General features: G+C 64.0%; 21 protein-coding genes. 10 read left to right on the top strand and 11 right to left on the bottom strand.

What is annotated here, in order from left to right:
- Positions 1-188 precede the first annotated feature (188 nt).
- Positions 189-641, bottom strand: a complete 453-nt coding sequence (locus tag ACP7AD_RS03750) for a c-type cytochrome (RefSeq protein WP_426144455.1) — start codon at positions 639-641, stop codon at positions 189-191.
- 191 nt (positions 642-832) lie between these two features.
- Here ACP7AD_RS03750 and ACP7AD_RS03755 point away from each other — a divergent pair, with 191 nt between their 5' ends.
- Entirely contained in the window at positions 833-2173 is a 1341-nt protein-coding gene (locus ACP7AD_RS03755) for a TAXI family TRAP transporter solute-binding subunit (RefSeq protein ID WP_426144454.1), read from the top strand.
- On the opposite strand, the gene ACP7AD_RS03760 is transcribed toward ACP7AD_RS03755, so the two are convergent.
- Positions 2158-2376 carry a hypothetical protein gene (locus ACP7AD_RS03760; RefSeq protein WP_426144453.1) on the bottom strand — a complete coding sequence of 73 codons (219 nt, stop codon included), beginning with the start codon at positions 2374-2376 and terminating at the stop codon, positions 2158-2160. The two genes, ACP7AD_RS03755 and ACP7AD_RS03760, sit on opposite strands and share 16 nt — an antisense overlap.
- Here ACP7AD_RS03760 and ACP7AD_RS03765 point away from each other — a divergent pair.
- Positions 2375-5083, top strand: a complete 2709-nt coding sequence (locus ACP7AD_RS03765) for a cation-translocating P-type ATPase (RefSeq protein ID WP_426144452.1) — start codon at positions 2375-2377, stop codon at positions 5081-5083. The genes ACP7AD_RS03760 and ACP7AD_RS03765 overlap by 2 nt on opposite strands.
- Positions 5080-5202 carry a hypothetical protein gene (locus ACP7AD_RS03770; protein WP_426144451.1) on the top strand — a complete coding sequence of 41 codons (123 nt, stop codon included), beginning with the start codon at positions 5080-5082 and terminating at the stop codon, positions 5200-5202. Before ACP7AD_RS03765 ends, ACP7AD_RS03770 begins: the two co-directional genes overlap by 4 nt.
- Here ACP7AD_RS03770 and ACP7AD_RS03775 read toward each other — a convergent pair.
- A complete protein-coding gene (locus ACP7AD_RS03775; RefSeq protein WP_426144450.1) occupies positions 5199-5552 on the bottom strand; it encodes a hypothetical protein in 354 nt (117 codons plus the stop codon). The genes ACP7AD_RS03770 and ACP7AD_RS03775 overlap by 4 nt on opposite strands.
- Before the next feature lie 118 nt (positions 5553-5670).
- Here ACP7AD_RS03775 and ACP7AD_RS03780 point away from each other — a divergent pair, with 118 nt between their 5' ends.
- Both ACP7AD_RS03780 and ACP7AD_RS03785 read left to right on the top strand, forming a co-directional pair.
- Positions 5671-6039 carry a hypothetical protein gene (locus ACP7AD_RS03780; protein ID WP_426144449.1) on the top strand — a complete coding sequence of 123 codons (369 nt, stop codon included), beginning with the start codon at positions 5671-5673 and terminating at the stop codon, positions 6037-6039.
- 127 nt (positions 6040-6166) lie between these two features.
- Complete coding sequence (locus ACP7AD_RS03785) at positions 6167-7375, top strand: M20 aminoacylase family protein (protein ID WP_426144448.1); 1209 nt, start codon at positions 6167-6169, stop codon at positions 7373-7375.
- A gap of 152 nt (positions 7376-7527) precedes the next feature.
- On the opposite strand, the gene ACP7AD_RS03790 is transcribed toward ACP7AD_RS03785, so the two are convergent.
- The 3 genes from ACP7AD_RS03790 to ettA form a co-directional block, all read right to left on the bottom strand.
- Positions 7528-9897 (bottom strand): DUF1631 family protein, encoded by a 2370-nt coding sequence (locus ACP7AD_RS03790; protein WP_426165989.1) that lies wholly within the window; start codon positions 9895-9897, stop codon positions 7528-7530.
- Between the two features lie 47 nt (positions 9898-9944).
- Positions 9945-10490: a DUF1415 domain-containing protein gene (locus ACP7AD_RS03795; RefSeq protein ID WP_426144446.1), complete on the bottom strand. Its 546-nt coding sequence runs from the start codon at positions 10488-10490 to the stop codon at positions 9945-9947.
- Between the two features lie 148 nt (positions 10491-10638).
- Complete coding sequence (gene ettA / locus ACP7AD_RS03800; RefSeq protein ID WP_426144445.1) at positions 10639-12300, bottom strand: energy-dependent translational throttle protein EttA; 1662 nt, start codon at positions 12298-12300, stop codon at positions 10639-10641.
- Between the two features lie 342 nt (positions 12301-12642).
- Between ettA and ACP7AD_RS03805 the strand changes: the two genes are divergently transcribed.
- Both ACP7AD_RS03805 and ACP7AD_RS03810 read left to right on the top strand, forming a co-directional pair.
- On the top strand, positions 12643-14370 hold the full coding sequence (locus ACP7AD_RS03805) for a DEAD/DEAH box helicase (protein ID WP_426144444.1): 1728 nt from the start codon (positions 12643-12645) through the stop codon (positions 14368-14370).
- Positions 14371-14677: 307 nt separating this feature from the next.
- Complete coding sequence (locus tag ACP7AD_RS03810; RefSeq protein WP_426144866.1) at positions 14678-15298, top strand: YitT family protein; 621 nt, start codon at positions 14678-14680, stop codon at positions 15296-15298.
- A 42-nt stretch (positions 15299-15340) separates the two neighbouring features.
- Here ACP7AD_RS03810 and ACP7AD_RS03815 read toward each other — a convergent pair whose 3' ends face one another.
- A complete protein-coding gene (locus tag ACP7AD_RS03815) occupies positions 15341-16831 on the bottom strand; it encodes a methyl-accepting chemotaxis protein (RefSeq protein WP_426144443.1) in 1491 nt (496 codons plus the stop codon).
- Positions 16832-17171: 340 nt separating this feature from the next.
- On the opposite strand from ACP7AD_RS03815, the gene ACP7AD_RS03820 reads away from it, so the two are divergent.
- The gene (locus ACP7AD_RS03820; RefSeq protein ID WP_426144442.1) at positions 17172-17954 is read left to right on the top strand and encodes an SDR family NAD(P)-dependent oxidoreductase; all 783 of its coding nucleotides are present in this window, start codon (positions 17172-17174) and stop codon (positions 17952-17954) included.
- Here ACP7AD_RS03820 and ACP7AD_RS03825 read toward each other — a convergent pair.
- A complete protein-coding gene (locus ACP7AD_RS03825; protein ID WP_426144441.1) occupies positions 17951-18664 on the bottom strand; it encodes an HAD family hydrolase in 714 nt (237 codons plus the stop codon). The genes ACP7AD_RS03820 and ACP7AD_RS03825 overlap by 4 nt on opposite strands.
- Positions 18665-18987: 323 nt before the next feature.
- Between ACP7AD_RS03825 and ACP7AD_RS03830 the strand changes: the two genes are divergently transcribed.
- A complete protein-coding gene (locus tag ACP7AD_RS03830; protein WP_426144440.1) occupies positions 18988-19587 on the top strand; it encodes a hypothetical protein in 600 nt (199 codons plus the stop codon).
- Positions 19588-19609: 22 nt separating this feature from the next.
- Positions 19610-20158, top strand: a complete 549-nt coding sequence (locus ACP7AD_RS03835; RefSeq protein ID WP_426144439.1) for a PaaI family thioesterase — start codon at positions 19610-19612, stop codon at positions 20156-20158.
- A 194-nt stretch (positions 20159-20352) separates the two neighbouring features.
- On the opposite strand, the gene ACP7AD_RS03840 is transcribed toward ACP7AD_RS03835, so the two are convergent.
- Genes ACP7AD_RS03840 through ACP7AD_RS03850 form a run of 3 tightly spaced genes read right to left on the bottom strand, consistent with a single transcriptional unit; the run spans position 20353 to position 23947 of the window.
- Complete coding sequence (locus tag ACP7AD_RS03840; protein ID WP_426144438.1) at positions 20353-21051, bottom strand: general secretion pathway protein GspB; 699 nt, start codon at positions 21049-21051, stop codon at positions 20353-20355.
- Positions 21052-21055: 4 nt separating this feature from the next.
- Positions 21056-22744 (bottom strand): AAA family ATPase, encoded by a 1689-nt coding sequence (locus ACP7AD_RS03845; protein WP_426144437.1) that lies wholly within the window; start codon positions 22742-22744, stop codon positions 21056-21058.
- Between the two features lie 33 nt (positions 22745-22777).
- Positions 22778-23947: an AAA family ATPase gene (locus ACP7AD_RS03850; protein WP_426144436.1), complete on the bottom strand. Its 1170-nt coding sequence runs from the start codon at positions 23945-23947 to the stop codon at positions 22778-22780.
- Positions 23948-24598 lie beyond the last annotated feature (651 nt).

The following is a 24598-nucleotide window of genomic DNA, read 5'->3' on the forward strand; positions in this document are numbered from 1 at the left end:
GTAGCAAAAACGGAAACGATCGCCGTGGCTGGCAACGGCGCCCGCATGAGCGGGCCATGAGGCGGGCGCATGCGCAACTTGGCGCGGGCGTGTGAAAGGAGCTTCATGGGGGCATGCGTCACGGTGGACTCATGCTACGCAGTCAGCGCTAGCAAGCGTTGACTTTTATCAAAGGAAAGCGGTCCCCCTCAGCGCGTACGAAACGCGTCGTGACACGACTGGCAAGTCCCGGCGGTGGCCCTGAAGGCGACCTTGAGCTTGTCCAGATCGCCGGCCCTGGCGGCTGCGCTGAGTTTGACGGTTTCGTCCACCATTTTGTTCGACAGGTCGGCAAACTTGGCCTGCTGCGTCCAGATAGCCGGATGGGCGCGGGTTTCGCCTTCGCCGGTGCCGGCGGCAAAAGCCGGCCAGGGCAGCCGGGCCAGCGCTTGAACGATGTCGGCATTTTCTGCCGCCGCCTTGGCGTCGTAAGGCACGCGGCCATTGACCATGTTGCCCAGGCGGAAAAAGTGCGTCTGCATCACGCTGAAGGACGACCGCCGGTACTTGATGGCGTCCTCAGGTTTGGCAAACTGGGCAGCTGCAGGAAAGGCCAGTACGGCGGCCAAGACGGCCAGGATCAGGGTTTTCATTTTGTTCATGTTCTTTGGGGTGGCTGGCGCCGGTGAAGTTCCTGCGCTCTGGCAATAAGCACCGAACGCATGAAACCCAACCATGGGATTGCTATTTTAAGCATAGCTGTCACCGCTGGTGGATACTGCGCAAAAGGCCTATTTGACTCACAAATTGAGTCCAAAACATCGGCTCGGCGCTGCATGCTATGGTTCGGCCCATGCCCAAGACCCTGCGCTTTACCCTGCTGTCACTGCGCGACCTGGCGATTTCTGCCGGTCCGTTTCTGGTGCTGGCCGTGGCGCTGCTGGTGTTGGCCTACAGCTGGCTGGACCCGAACCCGCCCAAGCGCGTCACGCTGGCCACCGGCCCGGCGCAAAGCGCGTACGAGGCCTTTGGCAAGCGCTATGCGGAGGCGCTGAAAACCGAAGGCATCGATGTCGTGCTGCTGCCCTCCGAAGGGTCGGCCGCCAACCTGCAGTTGCTGCGGGGCGGCAAGGCCGACTTGGGCTTTGTGCAGGGCGGAAGCAACCAGGCGGGCAACCCGCCGGACGAGGAACTCGAATCGCTGGGCAGCCTGTTTCTGGAGCCGGTCTGGCTGTTCTACCGCGAAGATGCGGCGCGCCGGGTCAACCCGCAAGCCACGCTGACGGCCCTGACGGAACTCAAGGAGCTGCGCGTCAACGTCGGCACGGCGGGCAGCGGCCTGCCCAGCCTGATGGCCAAATTGCTCGAGAGCAACCGCATCGACAGCGGCGCACTGGCCCTGTCCGAGCTGGAGCAGACGCCGGCCACCGTGGCCTTTCTGGGCGGCGAGCTCGACGCCATCGTGTTCGCCTCGGCGCCCGAGTCGCTGATGGTGCAGATGCTGCTGCAGACGCCCGGTGTCAAGCTGATGGATTTTGCGCAGAGCGAAGCCTATTCGCGGCGCTTTCCATTTTTAAGCCCGGCGGTGCTGCCGCGCGGCGTGGTCGATCTGGCTGCCGACATTCCGCCGCAGGACGTTCGCCTGCTGGCGCCGACCACCACCCTGCTCACGCGCACCGGCACGCACCCGGCGCTGCTGCAGCTGTTCGCACTGGCGGGCAACGACATCCACGGCAGCGCGGGCTGGTTCAAGCAGGCCCGCGAATACCCCAAGCTGGCGCAGAACGAGGTGCCGATTTCAGCCGAGGCCGAGCGCAGCATCCGCAACGACAAGCCGTTCTTGCAGCGCTACCTGCCGTTCTGGGTGGCCAACCTGGTCGAACGCATGTGGCTGGTGATGGGCTTGATCATCGCCATCATGCTGCCGCTGTCGCGCATCGTGCCGCCGCTGTACGAGTTCCGGGTGCGTTCGCGCATCTTTCGCTGGTACGGCCAGCTGCGCGACATTGAAAACCGTATCGACGGCGCGGACGCCGCAGGCGGGCTGCTGGAAGAACTTAGCAGCCTGGAGCGCCGCGCCGAAAAGATCAGCGTGCCGCTGTCCTATGCCAACGAGCTGTATGCGCTGCGCAACAATATCGGGCTGGTGCGCCGCAAACTGGAACACCGGCCCGGCGTTCAGAAGGAACCGTAGGCGCTGCCCAGCAGCACCACCGCCACCAGCGCCAGGATGGGTTTAATCCTGCAACGCCAGCGCCAGTCAGGCCAACAACCGCCCCGATGAAGAATCACTTGATTTAACGCAAGGCATAGGGGATTGCGCGCGGCCAGCTTCGCGCCGCCGTTTGATTTGGCCGCGTTGTGCGCTACGCTGGCAGATTTAAATGGCTCGCCCATGACGTCAACGCCCCCCGCACCCGCCAGCGAGGCGCCATCGAAGAACCCGCCGGCGCCGCCATGGCACGCCCTGCCGGCCCGGCAGGTGCTGGCCCGGCTGGCGTGCGACCCGGCGGCGGGCCTGAGCGCCGCGGAGGCTGACCGGCGGCGCGCGCAGCACGGCGCCAACATGCTGCCCGAGCCGCAGCGCCGCTCCATGCTGGCGATCGTTGCGCGCCAGTTCAAGAGCCCGCTGATCTACATCCTGTTTGCGGCAGCGGTGCTGGCGATCGCGCTGTCGCACCATGGCGACGCGGTGGTCATCTTGCTGGTGGTGCTGGCCAACGCCCTGATCGGCGCGTTCCAGGAGGGCCGCGCTGAACGCTCGATGGCTTCGCTGCGGCAACTCTCGGCGCTGCATGTGCGGGTGCTGCGCGGCGGCCAGGAAACCTCGATCGAGGCGCGCGAGCTGGTGGCCGGCGATGTGCTGCTGCTGGCGGCGGGCGATGCGGTGGGGGCCGATGCACGGCTGATCGAGGCCGCGCAGCTGCAGGCCGCCGAAGCCGCGCTGACCGGCGAGTCGATGCCGGTCAGCAAGGCGACCGAGGCCCTTTCTGAAGCCACCGGCCTGGCCGACCGCCGCAACATGGTGTTTTCCGGCACCCATGCCACCGCCGGGCGCGGGCGCGCGGTGGTTGTGGCGATTGGCACCCAGACGGAAGTCGGCCGCATCGCCGGCATGACCGAAAACGCGACCGAGCCCAAGACGCCGCTGGAGCAGCGCATCGAGCAGTTCGGCCGCTGGCTGGTGGCGGCGGCGCTGTTGCTGTTTGTCGCGGTCGTCGCGCTTGGCCTGTACCGCGAACTGCCGCTGGCCGATGTGCTGATGGTGGCGATCAGCCAGATGGTCTCGATGGTGCCCGAGGGCCTGCCGGTGGCCATGACCATCGCGCTGGCCGTGGGCATGCAGAGCATGGCCGGACGCGGCGCCATCATCCGCCGGCTGTCGGCGGTGGAAACGCTGGGCTCGACCACGGTGATCTGCACCGACAAGACCGGCACCCTGACGCGCAACGAGATGACCGTCAGCCGGCTCTGGCTACCCGGCGGCATTGACGTCACCGTCAGCGGCATCGGCTACGCGCCCGAAGGCCGGCTCAGCGCCGACGACGCGGCCACCTTGCCGCTGCTGCAAGCGGCGGCGCTGTGCAACGATGCCCAATTGTTGCCGCCCGAAGAAACCCGAACCCAGTGGACGGTGCTGGGCGACCCGACCGAAGGCGCGCTGATCGTGCTGGCGGCCAAGGCCGGCATCGACCTGGAACAGCTGAAACACGACGCACCGCGCGAAGCCGAGCTGCCTTTTGACGCCGACACCAAGATGATGGCCACGCGCCACCGCTTTGCCGAGGCGCCGCGCCGGGTGTACATCAAGGGCGCACCTGAAGCCGTACTGGGACTGTGCGGCGCCGGCGATGGCGCATTGACCCAGGCGGCGCGCACCGCCGCCGAAGCCATGGCCGGGCAGGCGCTGCGCGTGCTGGCCTTTGCCGTGGTGGACGACGACCCGCTGGACGCCGGCGCGGGCTTTTGCGCGCTGGCCGGACGCGCCCGCCTGCTCGGCCTGGTCGGCCAGACCGACCCGCCGCGCGAAGAAGTCAAGGCCGCCGTCGCCGAATGCCGCGCGGCCGGCATCCGGCCGGTGATGGTGACCGGCGACCACAAGCTCACCGGACTGGCGATTGCTAGAGAACTCGGCATTGCCCGCGATGGCGACCGGGCCGTCGATGGCGCCGAACTGGAGCTGATGGGCGAAACCGACCTGCGCTACGACCTGGACAGCATTGCCGTGTTTGCGCGCGTGCACCCGGCGCAAAAGCTGCGCATCGTCGAAGCCCTGCAGGCGCGCGGCGAGGTAGTCGCCATGACCGGCGACGGCGTCAACGACGCACCGGCACTGGCGCGCGCCGATGTCGGCGTGGCCATGGGCATCACCGGCACCGAGGTGGCCAAGAGCGCGGCCAAGATCATCATCACCGACGACAACTTCTCGACCATCGTCGGCGCCGTCGAGCAGGGTCGCGTGGTCTATGGCAACCTGAAAAAGGTCATCCTGTACCTGTTCGCCACGTCGATGGCTGCGGTGCTGGTGCTGCTACTGGCCCTTCTGGGGGGGTTTCCCCTGCCGCTGGTAGCGGTGCAGATCCTGTGGATCAACATCGTCACCGAAGGCACTGTGACAGTGAACCTGGTGATGGACCCGCCCGATGGCGAGGAGATGAGGCGCGCGCCAGTGCCGCGAGACGACCCGCTGCTGGACCGCGACATGCTGGCGCGGGTGCTGCTGATGACGCCGCTGATCGCTGGCGTGACCTTCGGCTGGTTCTGGTGGCGACTCGGGCAGGAAGTACCGATCGAACTGGTGCGCACCGAAACCTTCACGATGCTGGCGATGTGCGCGTGGTTCAATGTGCTGAACTGCCAGTCGGCCACCCGCTCGGCGCTGGCGCTGGGGGTGTTCAAAAGCCCCTGGCTGCTCGGCGGCCTGGCACTGAGCATGGGACTACAGGCGCTGGTGCTGTATGCGCCGCCGATGAACGCGCTGTTCCATACCGTGCCGCTGGCACCCGCTTCCCTGCTGCCGCTGGCCGCGTTGGCCAGCGGCGTGCTGTGGGCAGAAGAGCTGCGCAAGCTCGTCGTGCGGATCGGCCGCAGGCTGGCGCGATGACGCCCGGGCTGCTGGCGCTGCAATTCCTGCCGTGCGCGGCACTGATCGGCGTGGCCGGATACTGGATTTGTCAGAGCGCTGACCGCATGGCCCGGGCGACCGGCTTGACAGGCGGCTAGATCGGCCTGGCGCTGCTGGCCACCGTGACCTCGCTGCCCGAACTCGCCTCGGGCATCAGCGCGGTGACGGTGATGGACGCGCCAACCTGGCCGTCGGCAATGCGCTGGGCGCCTGCGTGTTCAACCTGGTGTTTCTGGTGGTGATTGATGCGCTGCAGCGCCGCCAGCCGATCTACCGCCATGCCAGCGCGGCGCACCTGCTGTCGGCGGCCTTCGGCGTGGTGATGCTCGGCTTTGTGGCGATGAGCCTGCTGCTGCCCGGCACCACGCCGGCAATGCTGCACCTGGGGCTGTACAGCCCGGTGCTGCTGGCGCTCTACCTGCTGGCGCTGCGCAGCATTTTTGCGCACGAGCAGTCGCTGCGCTGCGTGCAGCCAGCGGCGACTGCGCCCGCCAGCGCCGAAGCCATGGCGCAGCCCACGCCTGGATTGAGGCCCGAATGGACCCGCTTTGGCTTGGCGGCGCTAGATGATGGGCTGGAGCCGGAGCTTTGTCGGCACGCTCTTCATGGCCTTCGTCACCACGCAGCCCGAAATCGCGGTCACGCTGTTGGCCTTGCGCCTGCGCGCGCTGGACATGGCGATTGGCAACCTGCTTGGAAGCAAGCTGTTCAACGTGGCGATTCTGGCCATTGATGACATTTTTTACACGCATGGCCCGCTGCTGATCGACGCCTCGCCGGTGCATGGCGGCGCGGCCATTTCGGCGGTGGTGATGAGCGGCCTGGTGATGCGGCCGCAGGGGCGCGAGTTGCGAGTGCTGAGCTGGGTCAGTGCGGGGCTGCTGGCAACCTATATTTTCAACGCAGCGCTGGTCTTTTTACATGGCGGCGGCTGAGCGGGCGTGATAAAAACAAGGCCTGTGGCGCTGGTCACGGCGCCTGGATTTGCCAGGATTCACGCTCACTGTTCGCTTTCGCACTGAGCAAGCCTGGCGTCCATCCTATTTTTAAAAGGTTCTCAACGTGGAAATTATTGACTCCCTCGCGTCGGAGGCTGCAGAAATCGCCGCGGTTCGACGCGATATCCATGCCCATCCGGAACTGTGCTTTCAGGAGCTTAGAACGGCTGATCTGGTGGCCCGCAAACTGACGGACTGGGGCATTGCGATCCACCGGGGAATGGGCACGACCGGCGTCGTCGGTATCGTGCACGGGCGTGACGGCGGCGCTTGCGGGCGTGGTGTGGGCCTGCGGGCCGACATGGACGCCCTGCCGATGCAGGAGTTCAACCAGTTCGCCCACACCAGTCAACACGCGGGCAAGATGCACGCCTGCGGCCATGACGGCCACACCGCCATGCTGCTGGCAGCCGCGCAACATTTTTCAAAAAACCGCGACTTTGACGGCACGGTGTACCTGATCTTCCAGCCGGCCGAAGAAGGCGGCGGCGGTGCGCGGGAAATGATCCAGGATGGCCTGTTCGAAAAGTTTCCGATGGAAGCGGTCTTCGGCATGCACAACTGGCCGGGCGGCGAGGTCGGCACGTTTGCCGTCAGCGCCGGGCCGGTCATGGCGTCGAGCAACGAATTCAGGATCGTCATTCGCGGCAAGGGCGGCCATGCCGCCATGCCGCACACCGGCATCGACCCGGTGCCGGTGGCCTGCCAGATGGTGCTGGCCTTTCAGACCATCATCAGCCGCAACAAGAAGCCGGTCGATGCGGGCGTCATTTCGGTCACGATGATCCACGCCGGCGAAGCCACCAACGTGGTGCCCGACTTTTGCGAACTCCAGGGAACCGTGCGCACCTTCAGCATCGAGGTGCTGGACCTGATCGAGCAGCGCATGCGGGCGATTGCGCAGCACATCTGCGCGGCGTTTGAGGCGCATTGCGAGTTCGAGTTCTCGCGCAACTACCCGCCCACCATCAACTCGGCGGCCGAGGCGGATTTCGCGCGCCAGGTCATGTCGGGCATCGTCGGCGCGGACAAGGTCATGCAACAGGAACCCACCATGGGCGCCGAGGATTTTTCCTACATGCTGCAGGCCAGGCCTGGGGCCTATTGCTTCATATCGAACGGCGAAGGCGCTCACCGCGACATTGGCCATGGCGGCGGCCCCTGCACGCTGCACAACCCGAGCTATGACTTCAACGACGAGCTGATTCCGCTGGGCGCCGCCTACTGGGTGCAACTGGCCAGCCGCTGGCTGAACACGGCCAGAACGGCTTGATGCTGGCGCGAGATCGCCTTTGTCGTTGACCACGGCACTCAAGGCATCTAACAAATTTTTGCTACTTAATTCATAGCTGCTAGCGCAGGCCACACCTGCGCAAGAGGCCTATTTGATACTGAAAATGTTATTTTCAAGCTCAAACGAAAGCACTAGGACCGGCCCTTGTCGTGCACGCTGTTTTGCATGGCCGTGCGGGCAACGCTGTCCAGCGCATCATCGACCACACCCTGCTGGCTGACGACCTTGACCAGGTCCAGCGTGAGCAGGTTGCGCAGCACGCGGGAGGTCATCGAATGCTTGCGCCCCCCCTGGCTGGTGAACATGAACAAGGTGCCCAGGGGGCTGACCCATGTCAGTTCCGCCCGCAGCCACTGCATGTCCACAAGCAAGTCAACCCAGTCGCCCAGGTCAAGCTCTATTTTCCCGTTCAGTTCAGCACTGGCGGAATGCCCGCTGCCTTCAGGCTCCAGCAGGCTGGCGGCCGACCACGGCTGGGTTGGATCGTCCGGGTCATTCATGAAGCCGGAGTCCTGAACCTCGGACGGCGCCAGCCACAGCGGCATCGAAGCGGAATTTTCGACAAACATCTTGCCCAGCGAATGGCTGTCTTTTACAGGCTGCGCTGGCAGGCCGGAGACCGCCTTGAGAGCGGCTTGGTGGACCAGCATGAGTTCATCAAAAAACGGCCGCGATTGCTCGGCCGGAAAATCGATCGACAGCAGTCCCTGCCTGAGCGACTCGATCAGGTCCGGGATCAGCTTGAGGAGTCGTCTGCGGTGCCTCGTCGCCTGCTCGACGTTCAAGCTCCAGAGGACATCGTCCAGCGCCAGGCTGAATGCCGACGGGCTGCCGCCGGAAGTTTTGCCCAGCACGGCCAGCCGCTCCCGGGCCATGACCTGCGCCCAGGGACCGGTGAGAAAAGCCGTGATGATGCGGTTATCGTCGATGAAATCGGGTCGGGCCCTGATTTCGGCGGCAATCTTGACGGCCATCAGGTTTCGTTGTTCTGCCTGAAGCAGGGCCTGGACCGCGAGGCGCTGCATCTTGCGGTTTTCAGGGGTATTGCGGCTTTGCCTGCGTTCGAAGTCACGCAGCAAACTGGCGAAATCATCGGAATCGCTGACCCGCTCGTTTCCGAGCAGGACGGCAACTTCGCGCAGGTGCTGCAAAAATTCCGGAAAGCCAGCCGCGTTTTCATTGGCATATCCCAGGCTGGCGCGGGTGATGGCGTCCAGCAGCCTTCTTGCCGGATGGCTTTTGTCACTAAAAAACCGGGGATCTGTCACCGCCAGCCGCAAAAAAGCCGGTTCCGCACTCGCAATCATCTGCTGGACCGGCGCCAGGAGCCGCTCATCGCTGGCCACCTGCTCGATCATCAGTCCGACCACTTCAATGGCCAATGACTGGCCCAGCGTCTTGGCATCGGTTTTGAGCCGGGCCCGCAGGTAGGCCACCGGCGCCGAGGGCGGGGGCCGAGTCAATTTCGCACTGGCGGAAACCAGGCCCTTCTCTTCAAGCTCGGTCAGCGCATCGAGCGCGACTGGCACCGTGTGCGAAAAATCCTGGTGCACAAGCTCTTCAGTGCCGAACTCGGAAAAGGAAGTCACTTCATGGCCGGCATCTTCATAGTCACCGATCAACAGGTGATGCAGAAGGTCCAGCGTGAGCAAGGGCCTGCGCCCGGCATGCGTTGAGGCATTTTCTTGCGCAGTCAGGCCTTTGGGGATATCGGCCTGCCCGGAAAACGACGGGGCTGGCGGTACATGTTCTGTTTTTTCAGACAACCACGCGCCTGACGCCCTGCCCTGAGCCGCGCCAATGACACCATAGGCCGCCGGAGCAATTCCCTGGCCGGCGAGGAAATCATTCAGGAACACATACAGCGACTGGAGCTCCTCGCCCATGATCCGGGCGCCATCGAGCAGCCAGTAGGCCCGTGTCTGGGCTGACGCGGGAAGTGACTGAAGCAATTCGAGCAAGGCCAGGGCCATGATTTCCGGGCGCAGGGGGTTGCTGTCGACCTTGACCATTAGCAAGCCCTGCGCCGTGCTCAGCCGCGCGGAGAAACTGGACAGCCCGGCTTCGCAGCCCAGTTTCACGAGCTGCTGCAAGCGCGCGGTCTCCACGGCTTGCTGAACCTGGCTGTCTCCCATCAGTTCGAGGTCATCAAAGCTGACCGACGACAGCGGGCGCCCGGATTGGACCGGCTTTTTGCTGGCGCTCTTGGTGGCGCCGTCAGCAGCCATGGCCTTTTTCAATCTTTCGGAAAAGCCTTGCTCAATGCTTAAGCGGTTTTTCTTGAGAACCGAGATGGCATCCTGAAGCTGATGCCGTTCCCAGGAATCGGCAACACCTAGCGAACGCTCATACATGGCGTCCGCAAGCCTTGAAGTCCAGCGGTCAATCAAGAAAGGGCACTGCTTGAGGGCTGCTTCAAGGCATGACTGAAAGGCCGCACCTGGCGCGTGTGTTGGGTTTGTCATGGCGTCTGCTACCTCACTTCTGGCAAAATTTCGCATAAGAAATTCGGGGTGCCAAGCCTTGGCATTTGCTTACCTAGCATGGATCAGTCGGAATTCAAGCCCAGGGCCTGCCAGCCCGAGTGACCCAGCTTTTCAAGCGTCCGGATATTTTCTTCAAATATGGCTTCGGCATGTGGAAACGCCTCCACCGCCCGCGCAATGCTTTCCTCGCGCAGCAAGTGAATCATCGCAAACGGCGCCCGGTTGGTGTAGTTGCCAATGTCCTCAAGTTCGGTGCCGTCAAACTGGAACTTTGGATGAAAGCTGGCCAGCTGCACCACGCCTTCGAGCCCGTGCTCGTCCAGCACGCCCTCGGCAACCTCCATGAAATCGTTGAAATCCAGAAAATCATCAAACAGCGTTGGATGGATCAGCAGCGTCGTATCGAGTTGCTCGGCGGGCGTATTGACCAGCAGGTCCAGCTCGCGGTCGAGTTCTTCGAGCAGGTCGTCGGCATGGCGCGCCTGGCTCACGACCAGGCGAACCTGGTTCTTGACATACACCGCCTTGGCAAACGGGCAAAGGTTCAGACCGATCACGGCTTTTTCAAGCCAGTGGCGGGTCTGGTTCAGGACTTCGTCGTCGGTCATGATCCACCCTTCTCAGTAGCCAACGGTCGCAGCGCAGGACGGCCACTTCCCCACCAGCCAGGGCCGCGGAACCGGCTTTGCCGGGCCGCAGGCGCAGTGGCCCCCTCGGGGGGCCGGAAGCTACACGCAGTGAGCGACCGTGGGGGCATTACTTCAAGTCCTTGAAACGCATGCGCTTGGGCTTGGCGCCCTCCTCGCCGAGTCGCTTCTTCTTGTCGGCTTCGTATTCCTGGTAGTTGCCGTCAAAGAAAGTCCACTGGCTGTCGCCCTCTGCCGCCAGGATGTGGGTGGCGATGCGGTCGAGGAACCAGCGGTCATGGCTGATGACCATGATGGAGCCGGCGAATTCGAGCAGCGCGTCTTCGAGCGCGCGCAGGGTTTCGACGTCCAGGTCGTTCGACGGCTCGTCGAGCATCAGCACGTTGCCACCGGCAATCAGGGTCTTGGCCAGGTGCAGGCGCCCGCGTTCGCCGCCCGACAGCGTGCCGACACGCTTTTGCTGGTCGCCGCCGTTGAAGTTGAAGCGGCCGGCGTAGGCACGGCTGGGCATCTGGAACTTGCCGACATTGAGAATGTCCAGGCCGCCCGAGATGTCTTCCCAGACGGTTTTTTCATTTGCCAGGTCGTCGCGGTTCTGGTCCACGAAGGCCATGCGGACGGTCGAGCCGATCACCACCTCGCCGCTGTCCGGCTTTTCCTTGCCGGCGATCAGCTTGAACAGCGTCGATTTGCCGGCGCCGTTCGGGCCGATGATGCCGACGATGGCGCCCGCCGGAACGGTGAAGCTCAGGTTGTCGATCAGCACCCGGTCGCCAAACGATTTGGTGACGTTGTGGAACTCGATCACCTGGCTGCCCAGGCGCTCTGCCACCGGGATGAAAATCTCGTTGGTTTCGACGCGCTTCTGGTATTCGAAATCGGACAGTTCCTCGAAACGTGCCAGGCGCGACTTGCTCTTGGCCTGGCGCGCCTTCGGGTTCTGGCGCGACCATTCGAGCTCCTTCTTCAGCGCCTTGGCGCGGGCTTCCTCGCCCTTTTGCTCCAGCGCCAGGCGGTCACCCTTCTGGCTCAGCCAAGAACTGTAGTTGCCCTTCCACGGAATGCCATGGCCCCGGTCCAGTTCCAGAATCCATTCGGCCGCGTTGTCGAGGAAGTAGCGGTCATGGGTGATGGCGACGACGGTGCCGGGGTAACGTTGCAAAAACTGCTCCAGCCAGTCCACCGATTCGGCATCCAGGTGGTTGGTGGGCTCGTCAAGCAGCAGCATGTCGGGCTTGGACAGCAGCATGCTGCACAGCGCTACGCGGCGCTTTTCACCACCCGAAAGCAGGCCGATCTTGGCATCCCAGGGCGGCAGGCGCAGCGCGTCGGCGGCAATTTCAAGCTGGTGCTCGGAATCAGTGCCAGCCGTGGCAATGATGGCCTCCAACCTAGCCTGTTCGGTCGCCAGCGCATCGAAATCGGCATCGGGCTCGCCATAGGCGACATACACCGCCTCTAACTGCGCCTTGGCGGCAAACACCGCGCCCATGCTGGCTTCGACGCTTTCGCGCACCGTGTGCTCCGGGTCGAGCTTGGGTTCCTGCGGCAGGTAGCCGATGTTCAGGCCCGGCATCGGCGTGGCTTCGCCTTCGATTTCCTTGTCCAGCCCGGCCATGATCTTGAGCAGGGTCGACTTGCCCGAGCCGTTCACGCCCAGCACGCCGATCTTGGCGCCCGGAAAAAAGCTCAGGGAGACGTCTTTGAGAATCTGTCGTTTGGGCGGCACGATTTTGCCGACCTTGTTCATGGTGAATACGTACTGGGCCATCAGATCACTTTGTTAAATAAAAACAGCTAAGGATAAATTGCAGGCCCGCCAGTTGGCAAATGAATGCCGCATTGTGCGGGCTGGGCGGCATGCCTGAGTGCGCCATTAGAGGCGAAATACAGGCTTTAATCCGTTGATTATCGTTCCGTGCAACAATAGCGAGGTTGCAGGGCTCCAGTTGCCTTCAACATTCGGGCACATCCAGGGACAGGTTTAGCAACCCAGCTGCGATGTTTTTCAGCCCGGCTCCTTGACCCCATCTGCCTATGACTGGCGGGTTGCCTTCAAACCAAGGCGCCCAACAGGCCGATCAAGACAAGCGCCCCAGCGGCGCAACATTCCATGAAATTTGAAGAATTGAACCTGGCCCCGGCCATTTTGAAGGCCGTGCTTGAGCAGGGCTACGACACGCCCACGCCGATCCAGGCACAGGCCATTCCGGCCGTGCTTGCGGGCAGCGACCTGCTGGGCGGCGCCCAGACCGGTACCGGCAAAACCGCAGCATTTACCCTGCCGCTGCTGCAGCGCCTCTCGTCCGAGCCGCGCCTGACCAACCGGCGCGGCGTCAATGCCGTTCGCGCTTTGATCATGACGCCAACCCGCGAACTCGCGGCACAGGTCGAGGAAAGCGTTCGCACCTACGGCAAATACCTGGACCTCACCTCGATGGTGATGTTCGGCGGTGTCGGCATGGGCGCGCAGATCGACAAGCTGCGCCGTGGCGTCGACATTCTGGTCGCCACCCCCGGCCGCCTGCTCGACCATGCGAGCCAGGGCACGCTGGACCTGAGCCAGGTGCAGGTGCTGATTTTGGACGAAGCCGACCGCATGCTGGACATGGGCTTCATCCATGACATCAAGAAGGTGCTGGCGCTGGTGCCCAAGCAGAAGCAGACGCTGCTGTTTTCCGCCACCTTCAGCGATGAAATCCGCGAACTGGCCAATGGCCTGCTGCGCAATCCGCTGTCGATCCAGGTCACGCCGCGCAACACCACGGTGCAGCGCATCACGCAGACCATCCACCCGGTTGGCCGCAGCAAGAAGAAAGCGCTGCTGACGCACATCATCAACGAGCACAACTGGAGCCAGGTGCTGGTGTTCACGCGCACCAAGTTCGGCGCCAACAATGTCGCCGAGCACCTGACCAAGGCCGGCATCCCGGCCATGGCGCTGCACGGCAACAAGAGCCAGACGGCGCGCACGCAGGCGCTGCAAGGCTTCAAGAACGGCGACATCCGTGCGCTGGTGGCCACCGACATTGCCGCACGCGGCATCGACATCGACGAGTTGCCGCATGTCGTGAACTATGAAATCCCGAACGTCAGCGAAGACTACGTCCACCGCATCGGCCGCACCGGCCGCGCCGGCAACAGCGGCGAAGCCGTCAGCCTGGTGTGCCTGGACGAAGAAGGTTTCATGCAGGACATCGAGCGCTTCACCAAGCAGAACATCGAAAACGTCATCGTTCCCGGCTTCGAAGCCGAGCCCGGCGAACGCGCCGAGCCGCTGGCCATGGGCCGCCAGACCATCTGGGGCGGCCTCGGCAAGCCACCTAGCCGCGACGTGATGCAGGCCGCCGCCAAGGCTGCTCGCAGCGAAATGATGACGCGCATCCGCGACACCAAGGGCGCACAGCCCGCGCGTGGCGGCAATGCCGGTGCAGGCGCCGGTGGACGCGGTCCCCGTGCCCCTGCTGGCAACAGCGCGGGCGCTGGCCGTGGCGGCAATGGCGGTGGCGGCTTCGGCGGCAACGGTGGCGGCAATGCCGACCGCCGCAGCCCGGCCCAGCCGCGCCAGAACGCCGGTTATCCGCAAGGCGGCGGCCAGCCGTCTTTCAACCAGCCAAGAAACGCCCATGCCCCGGCACCGCGCCAGCAGCGTGACCATGAGCCGCGCAACGACTTTGACAGCCAGCAACCGGCCAGCCACGCCTCGTCAGGCTTTCCGTCGTCGGGCCAGCCTAGCCGCAACAACTTCCGGGGCGGTCCGCGCACCGGCGGCGGCGGTGCGGGTGGCCGCAGCGGCGGACCGCGCCGTCCAGGCGGCCCCGGCTCGTTCACCGGTCGTTAAACGGCCTTTGGCGGCGAGCTGATTCAGGGAGTCAAGCGCCGCCAAGCATGCATCGCCCTGCAATCCTTCACGGTTGCCGGGCGATTTTCATTTTCAGCACAAAATTCATAAGAAATATGCCTTTTGCGCACTACCAGCAAGCGCTGCCAGCTATTAAAAAAAGAGCATCATGCATGCCAGCGCCAGCGCAGGCTTGGCGGCAAGGCCGCTTCATGACCTGGGCCAGCCCCCCGGCGGCGTGCAATTCCTCAGGCTCGCAGCTTTGCAAGAACAGGAGTTTTCCCATGCCCATGACCCGGCCGACACCATGAGCGCCGCTGCGGACACGGCGGCGCTAACACGCCACCGCTGGTACGAGGACATTCAGGCGCTGGTCATCGGCACGCTGTTCGTGGCACTGGGCGTGGTGATGTTTGGCACCGCCGGGCTGCTCACGGGCGGCACGGCGGGCATTGCCTTTTTGATCCACTACGCCACGGGCGTGAGTTTCAGCCTGGCGTTTTTCGTCATCAACCTGCCTTTTTATGTGTTTGCCTGGAAACGCATGGGCAAGGCCTTTACCGCCAAGACCTTCGCGGCCGTCGGCCTGCTGTCGCTGTTCGTGCATTTCCTGCCGCTGGGCCTGCATTTTGACTTTTTGTCGCCGCCCCTGGCGGCGGTGCTGGGCGGGCTGCTGTGCGGCACCGGCATGCTGATGCTGTTTCGCCACCGCGCCAGTCTGGGCGGACTCAATGTGCTGGTGCTCTATCTGCAGGAACGCTTTGGCTGGCGCGCCGGCAAGGTGCAGATGGCCATGGACGCGCTGATCGTGCTGGGCGCGCTGATGGTGGCCGACGGCGAGCGGGTCGCGCTGTCGGTGCTGGGCGCGGTGGTGCTGAACATGACGCTCACCATCAACCACCGGCCCGGCCGCTACATGGCCATTTGAAGGCCGGCCTGGTCTCGCGCCAGCTCAAACTTAAAACGCTTTTCAATCCCCCGTTCCGGTCGCGGCAGCCAGTCGTGGTCGCGGCTCGGGGCGAGGCGCTTTGATACCGCGCCTGGCCTGCGGCGGCTGGCGCTTGACGGCGTACGCGCTGGTTGCCTGCACCGGCCGGGCCGCAGCCGGGCCCTGCACGGACTGATCGTCCAGCCGGAACACGCTGACCACCTGGGCCAGATTTCCGGCCTGCTCCTGCAGCGACTGCGCTGCGGCGGCGGCTTCTTCGACCAGCGCGGCGTTTTGCTGCGTCACCTGGTCCATCTGCGTGATCGCCTGGTTGATCTGGCCGATGCTCTGCGTCTGCTCCTGGCTCGCCGTCTGGATCTCGGCCATGATGTCGGTCACGCGCCTGACGCTCTCGACAATCTCCTCCATCGTTCGGCCAGCCTCGGCTACCTGGTGGCTGCCCTGGCCGACCTTTTGCACCGAGTCGTCGATCAGCACCTTGATCTCCTTGGCTGCTGCCGCGCTGCGCTGGGCCAGGTTGCGCACTTCGGCGGCCACCACTGCAAAGCCCCTGCCCTGTTCGCCGGCCCTGGCGGCTTCGACTGCGGCGTTCAAGGCCAGGATGTTGGTCTGAAAGGCGATGCCGTCGATCACGCCGATGATGTCCACGATCTTGCGCGACGAGGTGTTGATTGCACCCATCGTGCCGACGACCTGCGCGACCACGTTTCCTCCCTTGACGGCCACGCCGGAAGCCGTCAAGGCCAGTTCATTGGCTTGGCGGGCGTTGTCGGCGTTTTGGCTGACGGTCGAGGTCAGCTCGTCCATCGAGGCGGCGGTTTGTCCCAGCGAACTCGCCTGTTCCTCAGTGCGGCTGGACAGGTCCTGGTTGCCTGCAGCGATCTGGCTGGAGGCCGTGGCGATGGTCTGCGCGCCCTGATTGATGTCGGTCATGGCCTTGCGCAGCGCGTTCAGGACGCGTTCCAGATCCCTGGCGCTTTGGCTATACGGCTCCATGGTGGCCGACAGGTCAATGGTTCCCGCCTCGTCGGCGCAAAGTGACATCACGCGCACATCGAGCTCGGCCGATTGCACCAGTTCGCGCTGCATCAAAATGGCCAGATAGGTCAGCACGCCCGCCTCGACCACCACATAGGCCGCATGACCGATGACAAGGCCAAGCCCCGGCTTGGTGAAACAGATCACGCCATACCCGAGTTCCTGCAGGAAGTTAAAGCTCAGGTGATGCACGGCGATGACGGCTGCCGCCACCACGATGACGCGCCAGTCCCGGTAGACCAGCAAAAAAGCCAGCAGCACAAAGATGCCGAAGTGAAACTCGGTCATTCCTGCGGCCTGATGCACATGCAGCCCGGCAAACACCATGCATGCGGCCGCGATGGATGACCGCGTCATCAACGAGCCGGGCGAGCCAAAGACCAGGGCCGTGGGAATGATGGCCGTGGGCAAACCAATCAGCAGCACCCACCAAAGGGTGTCGTACCAGGCCAGATAACGCCAGGGAAACGACAAACAGCCCCCACAACACCGGCAGCATGATCCGGTCTGCCCTTCGATAGTGACTATTGAGGTATTTTTCAGTTTCGTTCATATCGGCTTTTTGTTGGAGATCGGGATCAGGCGTGCTGCATCCGGTTGGTCTCGATATCAGTCCACGGATCAAACGCCTGTCCAGTCGTTCTATCAGCCAGAAATAAAGAAAACTTTAGAAAAAACCAGGAAAAATCTTCACGCAGGCGACAGGAATCGCGCGGGATCGTCTGCTACAACGGCTGGCAGCGCCGCCCAGCGCCTGAAACGCATGCGCATATGCTACAAATTAAATAGCACAAAGCTCATATACGATAAGCGCATGAACACCAAATCATCACAAATCAACTTTGGCTTAGAGCGCCGCGTCTGCATCGTCACCGGCGGCGCGCAGGGCATCGGCGAAGCCTGCATCCGCCGCTTTGCCCGCGAGGGCGCACAGGTCGTGATTGCCGACATCGACGACACGCGCGGCACCGCGCTGGCGGCCGAACTGGGCGGCGTGTATGCGCATTGCGATGTCGGCGACAAGGCGCAGGTCGATGCGCTGGTGGCGCAAACCCTGGCCGCGTATGGCCGCATTGACGTGCTGGTGAACAATGCCGGAATTTTCAGGGCCGCCGATTTCCTCGACATGAGCGAGGCCGATTTCGATGACGTGCTGCGCGTCAACCTCAAGGGCTCATTTCTGATGGGCCAGGCGGTGGCGCGCGAGATGGCCAAGGCGGGCCGGGGCAGCATCGTCAACATGAGTTCGGTCAATGGCGTGCTGGCGATTCCGACGATAGCCAGCTACAACGTCAGCAAGGGCGGCATCAACCAGCTGACGCGGGTGATGGCGCTGTCGCTGGCCGACAAGGGCATTCGCGTGAATGCCGTGGCGCCGGGCACCATCGCCACCGAACTGGCCGCCCAGGCCGTGCTGACCAGCGAAGAGGCCAGGGCCCGGATCATGAGCCGCACGCCCATGCGCCGCCTGGGCGAGCCGTCGGAGATTGCCGACACGGTGGCTTACCTGGCCAGCGACGCCGCAAGCTACATCACCGGCGAGATCGTCGTCGTCGATGGCGGACGCATGACGCTGAACTACACCGTGACGCCTTAGCCCACTTCGCCGGCGGGCGCCCGCCCGGCCAGCAGGGGCTGGAATACCGGATCGTCATAAGCGCGGAAGGTGCCGTAGTCCGGATGCTGCCTGCCAGAGCGAATCAGCGCGCGCATGCCGGCCCGGCTGGCGGCCACGGCGTCACGGTCGAAGCGGTCGCCAATCATCAGCGCGCGCCGCGCATCAACCCCGGTTTGGCGAAGGATGTCCAGCAGGCCGGCCGGGTCGGGCTTGAGCCTGGCCACTGCTGCGTCGGTGGCGCAAACGACCGGCGCGGCCTGCAGGCCGAGGGCCGCCAGCTTGTCAAGGGCCGGGTAATCGGAAAACACGGCAACCTGCTTGCCTGCGCCGCGCAAGCCGGCAAACAGCGCGTCCAGGTGCGGATAGCGGCAGCCGGCCAGCAAGGGCAGCGGCTGGCGCTCCATCCATTCGCTCGTCAGGGCGCGCACCTCGCCCTCGGTCTTGTGGTGCCGTGCGGCCGTCCGGGCATATTGCAGGCGCATGAAGTCTGCTTGCGGCCGGTCGCCGAGCGCTTCACGCACTTGGCGAAACGTGCGCAAGGTCAGGAGCGTGTCCAGGCTGCGCGTTCGCCAGGTGGCGGCCAGCAGGCGGCGCAGCATGGCAAGGCGCAGGCGCCGCTGGTCGTACAGCGTTCCGTCAACGTCAAACACGACCAGGTCAATGTCATTCCAGTTCAGCAGGGGACTCAAGGGGGGCTTCTCCAATGCGATGTTCGGGGCTCGCTGCGCTTGCATCGGTGCGGCGGTCAAGGCGCCCGCCGGCGATGTTGATTGTGCACAGCGAACGCGATCATTTTGCCGGGGCGCGTAGGATGGGCACGAAACGGCCGTTCACGTGCCCAGCATCTGGGCGAGAACCGCTGAACCCGACCAGTCCATACCCTGCTCCAGAAATTAATCATGCTTTCATCCCGGCTGATTGCAGGAAAGCGCCTTATCTTGACGTTCGGCCAGGGCCTACAGTCACTGGGCCGGGACTGCGGCAAAGTAGGCGTTTTACAAGGAGCTTGAGCGTGAAAAAATGGAAACTGGTCCTCAGCCAAGGCCTGCTTGCAGGCAGTCTTGCCAGCCTGATTTCCACAGCAGTGCTGGCGCTTGCCGGCCGCCGCGAGTCAGGCAGCGCGGCGGCGCCCCTGAATGCCGTCAGCCACTGGTATTGGGGCGACCAAGCGCTGCGCCTGGACAAAGCGGACCTGGCCCACACGGCGGCAGGCTACCTGACGCACCATGTCGCGGCCACGTTCTGGGCCGCGCTGTATGCGGCCCTTGCCAGCGACCGGCCGGCTTTGCGCACCACGCCCGGCGTGGTGCTGGGTGCGGCGGCCACCAGCGCTACCGCCTGTCTGGTCGATTTCAAGCTCACGCCGCACCGTTTCACGCCTGGCTACGAGCACCGCCTGTCGAATGGAGCGTTGCTGGCGGTTCATGCCGCGCTTGCCATCGGCCTGGCCGCCGGCGCGCTGGCCCTGCGCGACCAGTACCGGGACGATGAACAGCGGGACGACGAGGAGCCCGAAGATCCCGCGCCGCGCATTGTTCGCCATGTAAGAGCTGGCCGCGCCCGGTACGCCGAAGCCGACAACCGCAGCAGCTTCCTGAAAAACACCCGTTGAAACCCTGCCGTAAAGGAACAACATGACCCGCAAAAAGGACACACTGACCGAGTGGATGGAAGAAAGCGCGGCGGTGCGCGTCAAGCTGCTGGCCGGCGGCGGCAAGCCCGGCCTGGCCAACCCCGAATGGGTGGCCGACAAGACCGGCATGGAAATCATGCAGGCGATGCTGGCAGGCGAACTGCCTTACCCGCACATAGCCGAGACGCTGGACTTCGCGCTGATCGCCGTCGAGCCCGGCAAGGCGACTTTCCAGGGCACGCCGCAGCTCAAGCACTACAACCCGCTGGGCACGGTGCATGGCGGCTGGTATGCCACGCTGCTCGATTCGGCGGTGGGCTGCGCGGTGCATTCGTTGATGCCGGCGGGCCGGGGCTACACCACGGCCGAGCTGGGCATCAACATCGTTCGGACGGCCTCGCACGAAACCGGACCGCTGCGCGCCATTAGCACGGTGATCCACTGCGGCAAGCAGCTGGCCACGGCCGAGGGCCGCATCGTCGGGCCGGACGGCAAGCTGTATGCGCATGCCACGACCACTTGCCTGGTGTTTGACCTGCCGGCTCGGTAACAGCGCGAAACCACCCTGCCCGTGCATCACGACACTCAGGCTGCCTGACAAATTTTTGCTATTAAATCAATAGCTGCTTGCGCATGCTGTACTTGCGCAAGAGTCCTATTGAATGCTGAAAAGTTGTTGCCTGGCTCAACGCCTGCGCGCCAGGTGACCACGAGGCGGCTGTTCAGCGCAGGCAGGCGAAACCATCAATGCGCCACCCGAAACCGTGTGCCTTGATAACTGAACACCGAACTCTTGGCCTGGATTTGTTCCAGTGTCACCCCGGGCGCGGCCAGGCTGCCCTGCGGGAGAACCTGGTTGTTCACCAGCAGCAGCCGCTTGTCCGGGTTGTTCGAATAAACCGAGCCGGTGATGAGCAGCGGCGGAATCTGACGACGCAGGTCTTCGGGCAGATCGCCAAGCAGCCGCACGGCAGGCGGCGCAGCCTGGCTTGCCGCTGCCTTGGCGACAGGCTCTGTTTTGGGCTTGGGCTGCGGTTGCACGGCAGCCGCAGAGGCCGCAGGTGCCGGCTTGGGCGCAGGTTTTGGCGCAACGCGATTCACGACAGGTGGGGAAGAGGCGACAACCCGTGGCGCCACCACCGCAGGCGGCGATGCCGGCATGGACACTATTGGCGATGGCACGGGCGGCACCAGTGGCGGCGGCGTGACCACGGCGGGCGCGACCGCCGCCAGCCGCTCGGTGCCGGAAGGTGTTTGCCAGAGCCACACGCCTGCGGCCATGCCGCCGAGCGCCAGGACTGCTGCTGCCAGCCAGAGGTAATTTCGCGCGCGGCGGTCGGTTTCGGCGGCGGGCAACGTCGCGTGGCGCGACTGCAGGCCGGGCACGGCGCCGCGCTCGCGTTCGGCATCGGCCCGCTTGAGGGCGTCGAGGATGTAGGACATAGGCTTATTTGGCTGATGGCGGATGGGATGGCAAGCGCGGCGCTTGCGCATTCGTGGCGCTGTCGATCTGCATGAAGGTCAGGGGGCCGGGTTGGCCGTCGGCGTCCAGCCCCTGGGCGCGCTGAAAGGCCCGCACGCGCGCCCTGAGGGCCGCGTCCAGAACCGGCGGGGCCGTGGAAGCCAGCGGCGAGGGCGCCCCTTCCAGCTGGGCCAGTTGACTGGCCAGCTGGCGGATCGCCGGACCGGCGCCGTCACCCTGCAGCCCGGCGGTGTAACCCGGCGGCGGGCGCCAGAAGGTGGCGAACTCACCGCGCCACAGCCGGCCCAGCAATACCAGCCTGGCAGTGTGCAGGCCAGCGGCCATCTGCAGCGTGGCGGTCTGGTCGTCCAGCCCCGTGATGACGGCATACACCGGCGGGCCATTGCCGGTGTGCAGCGTCAGGATGCCGGGGCGGCCAAGCTGGCGCAGCAGCGGCACGGTCAAGCTGTCGGTGCGGTAGCACTGCAGCTGCTGCGCGCTGGCGGCCAGGCAGGGGTCGCCATCGGTGGCGGATATTTTCCAGGCGGGCGCCAATTCGCGCCAGGCCACGTTGATGTCGGTCGGCAGTTGCGTCAGCAGGGCATCGATCTCCTCGGCAGGACGCGGAACTGGCGGCTTGGCCGGGACAGGCGATGAAGCGGCATCCCGGGGCGCTGGCAAGCTTGACGCCAGAGGCAGGGACGGCGCTATTGTTTTTTTCACCGGACTGAGTAGCAGGAAACCCGCCAGCCCAGCGCCGGCCAGCAAGGCCACGCCCAGAGCGTAGGCGAATGGCCGCGTGCCGGCGCCCGGCGCATGCCCGGCATGCAGCCCGAACACCTCGGCCGCCGCCTTGTCAATCACCTGTCGGTTCACGCGAAACAGCCCGTTGGCCCAGGCCCCCAGCAGCGCGCGCCCGCACAGCAGGTTGATGCGGCGCGGCACGCCGCGCGCGAGGCGGTGGATGCGCCTGAGCGCTTGCGCATCAAACGGCAGCGGGCCAGTGAACCCGGCCACGGCCAGGCGGTGGGCGATGTACTGCGCGCTCTCAACCTCGGTCAGTGCGTCAAGGTGAAAGCGGGCAATCACGCGCTGCGCCAGCTGCTCCATCTCGGGCCGGGCCAGCAAGGCGCGCAGTTCAGGCTGGCCGATCAGCACGATCTGCAGCAGCTTGCGCTCGCTGGTTTCCAGGTTGGTCAGCAGGCGCAACTGCTCCAGCACGTCAAGCGTGAGGTTCTGCGCCTCGTCGATGATCAGCACACTGCTTTGCCCGGCCGCATGGCTCTGCAGCAAAAAGGCATTGAGCGCGTCGATGTAGTCCTTGAGCGTGGGCGGGCCTGAAGCCGCCGCTGCTGCAGTCGTGATGTGGAATTCCTGGCACACGGACTGCAGCAGCTCGGTCACGGTGAGCTTGGGGTTGAAGATATAGGCCACATGGCAGCCGGCGGGAATCTGTTCCATGAAGCAGCGGCAAATCGTTGTCTTGCCGGTGCCGATGTCGCCCGTGAGCAGCACAAAGCCCCCACCCGATCCGCCTGCAGCGCCGTGCGGACCGGCCACGCCATAAAGCAGATGCGCCAGCGCCTCGCGATGGCGCTCGCTCATGAACAGATAACGCGGGTCAGGCGCGATGGAAAACGGGTCCTGGCTCAAGCCAAAATGGTGCGCGTACATAAGTTGCAAGCATAGCCGGCACCGGCCGGGCCGTTAAGCCCGCCCAGGCTTCAACAGCGTGTCGGCCTGCAACCGTGTCCCCCAGGCTTTTTCGACAAAGCTGTCCGTCACCCCATAGTGCCCGTGCTTGACGCGCATCAGCAAGTTGGCGGAAGTCATCAAGCCCAAAACGCCCTGAACTTCCTGGGTAGTGACTTCCCGGCCGATCCGGGCTGAATATTCCTTCAGCGCGTCGGCGGTGAACACGCCCTTGACGTTGCCGCCGATGCCGCAGATGCGTGAAAAGACGGCTTGCGCCAGCGGGCCGAAGGCTTCAATTTTTTGCAGCTCGATGTCCGCCGCCGCAGCGCCAAACGACTGGGCAATGGTCGGCAAATGCTCGTCGGGGTTAGCGCCCTGCGGCAAGGCGCGCAAGACATTGAGGGCTTTCATCAGTTCCTCGGGCCGGCTCCCCATTCTTTTGAACGCCGCTTCGGTGACGCCGGCCGAGGGCGCCATGACGCCCAGTTGCGGCTTGACCTGCTCCAGAACGTATTCGACAAATTCAAGCCCCAGCACCGGAAACTCATGCGTCACCGCGCCGTTGAACGCCTGGTTGCCCTTCAGCGAGAGTTCCTGAACGCGCGCGCGGTGTGAGCCGGTCCCGACGAACAAAAAGTAGCCCGGCGTTGCCGGCCGCGTGTTGATGGCGTCGCGCGCGGCTTTCAGTGCGTGCAGCATGTTGTCGCCATCGGCGCTGCCCAGCGCATGCTGCACCTCGTCAACGATGAGCACCAGGTCGGTTTTCGACTGGGCGATCAGTTCCGTGAACGCCTGCGCCAAGCTAACGCCGCCTTCCTTGCCCACATCGGCGAGCTTGAAGCCAAACTTGAAGCCCGCCGCCCCCGCTTCGACGCTGGCAACCCGTTTGAGTTGCTGGAGCATCGCTGAACCGGGGGTTTGCAACGCGTTCAAAGACTGGCGGATGGCGCCGTGCACCAGGTCCGCCGGGTTGGCCTGCGGCTGGCTCCACAGGTCCACATAGATGACGATGGCCCCCAAATCCTGCAGCGCCGGGATCAGGTCGGTGGCAAGAAACGTGGTTTTGCCGACCCGCCGCTGCCCGGAAAGAAAAAGTCCGGAGCGCAATGAGGTGTCGAGAAATGTGGGCCGCAGCAACTGCTTGGCCATTTCCTGCGCGAGGGCGGTGCGGCGGAAGGTCATGGTTTATGGATTTCTGGAGTAGTTTGGTAATTATGACGTTTGCATAATTTTAAATAAAGTGGGGAGGTGATTTCTGCCTACGAGTCGCCTTCCGCCTGGCGCTCATCGGCGTGCCACAGCTGCTTTTCAACCTAGATTTTGGGATTAAATCGGGCTTTTGCGCAATACGGATGGGCGTGAGCAGCTATCTTTTTTGTATGGCTGAGGAACGCCATCCGGCTTTGCTGCGTGCCGCAAAGTCATGATCGGGCCAACGGGCGCCGCCTAACCAGCCGTCCGAATCGCCCATGATGAAGTTCTGTATGCAATTGGGCTGGAGGTTTGGTCCATGTTGCATGGACACGCTTGATTCACGAGGCAGCGACCGCTTGATTTGACGCCGGACAGCGTGAACAGCTAATTTGAGGAGAGCCTATGGGGCATTTTGAAATGGTTTTGCCAATGGCTCCTTTGCAGCGGAAGCGGCCCTTCGATGCAAGCCAAGAATTTCTATCGAGATCTCGTGACCGGTCGTTCGCGTCGCAGATCCAATTCCATCATCCGACCACCCCAAAATCTACAAAGCGGTCAACCACCGGCGATTTAGGAATTTTCGATCTGGTGGCGATGGTTTTCTCGTCAGCAGTCGTTGGCGGGCTTGCGTCGGCTGGT

It is taken from the genome of Polaromonas sp. DSP2-3-2b2 (assembly GCF_049895905.1).
GTDB lineage: Bacteria > Pseudomonadota > Gammaproteobacteria > Burkholderiales > Burkholderiaceae_C > Polaromonas.

Excerpts from the sequence above, each read along its gene's own strand:
- ACP7AD_RS03750 (WP_426144455.1), bottom strand. The coding sequence starts at position 641 with ATGAACAAAATGAAAACCCTGATCCTGGCCGTCTTGGCCGCCGTACTG.
- ACP7AD_RS03755 (WP_426144454.1), top strand. The coding sequence starts at position 833 with ATGCCCAAGACCCTGCGCTTTACCCTGCTGTCACTGCGCGACCTGGCG.
- ACP7AD_RS03765 (WP_426144452.1), top strand. The coding sequence starts at position 2,375 with ATGACGTCAACGCCCCCCGCACCCGCCAGCGAGGCGCCATCGAAGAAC.
- ACP7AD_RS03760 (WP_426144453.1), bottom strand. The coding sequence starts at position 2,376 with ATGGGCGAGCCATTTAAATCTGCCAGCGTAGCGCACAACGCGGCCAAA.
- ACP7AD_RS03770 (WP_426144451.1), top strand. The coding sequence starts at position 5,080 with ATGACGCCCGGGCTGCTGGCGCTGCAATTCCTGCCGTGCGCGGCACTG.
- ACP7AD_RS03780 (WP_426144449.1), top strand. The coding sequence starts at position 5,671 with ATGATGGGCTGGAGCCGGAGCTTTGTCGGCACGCTCTTCATGGCCTTC.
- ACP7AD_RS03790 (WP_426165989.1), bottom strand. The coding sequence starts at position 9,897 with ATGCGAAATTTTGCCAGAAGTGAGGTAGCAGACGCCATGACAAACCCA.
- ACP7AD_RS03795 (WP_426144446.1), bottom strand. The coding sequence starts at position 10,490 with ATGACCGACGACGAAGTCCTGAACCAGACCCGCCACTGGCTTGAAAAA.
- ettA (WP_426144445.1), bottom strand. The coding sequence starts at position 12,300 with ATGGCCCAGTACGTATTCACCATGAACAAGGTCGGCAAAATCGTGCCG.
- ACP7AD_RS03805 (WP_426144444.1), top strand. The coding sequence starts at position 12,643 with ATGAAATTTGAAGAATTGAACCTGGCCCCGGCCATTTTGAAGGCCGTG.
- ACP7AD_RS03810 (WP_426144866.1), top strand. The coding sequence starts at position 14,678 with ATGAGCGCCGCTGCGGACACGGCGGCGCTAACACGCCACCGCTGGTAC.
- ACP7AD_RS03820 (WP_426144442.1), top strand. The coding sequence starts at position 17,172 with ATGAACACCAAATCATCACAAATCAACTTTGGCTTAGAGCGCCGCGTC.
- ACP7AD_RS03835 (WP_426144439.1), top strand. The coding sequence starts at position 19,610 with ATGACCCGCAAAAAGGACACACTGACCGAGTGGATGGAAGAAAGCGCG.
- ACP7AD_RS03840 (WP_426144438.1), bottom strand. The coding sequence starts at position 21,051 with ATGTCCTACATCCTCGACGCCCTCAAGCGGGCCGATGCCGAACGCGAG.
- ACP7AD_RS03845 (WP_426144437.1), bottom strand. The coding sequence starts at position 22,744 with ATGTACGCGCACCATTTTGGCTTGAGCCAGGACCCGTTTTCCATCGCG.
- ACP7AD_RS03850 (WP_426144436.1), bottom strand. The coding sequence starts at position 23,947 with ATGACCTTCCGCCGCACCGCCCTCGCGCAGGAAATGGCCAAGCAGTTG.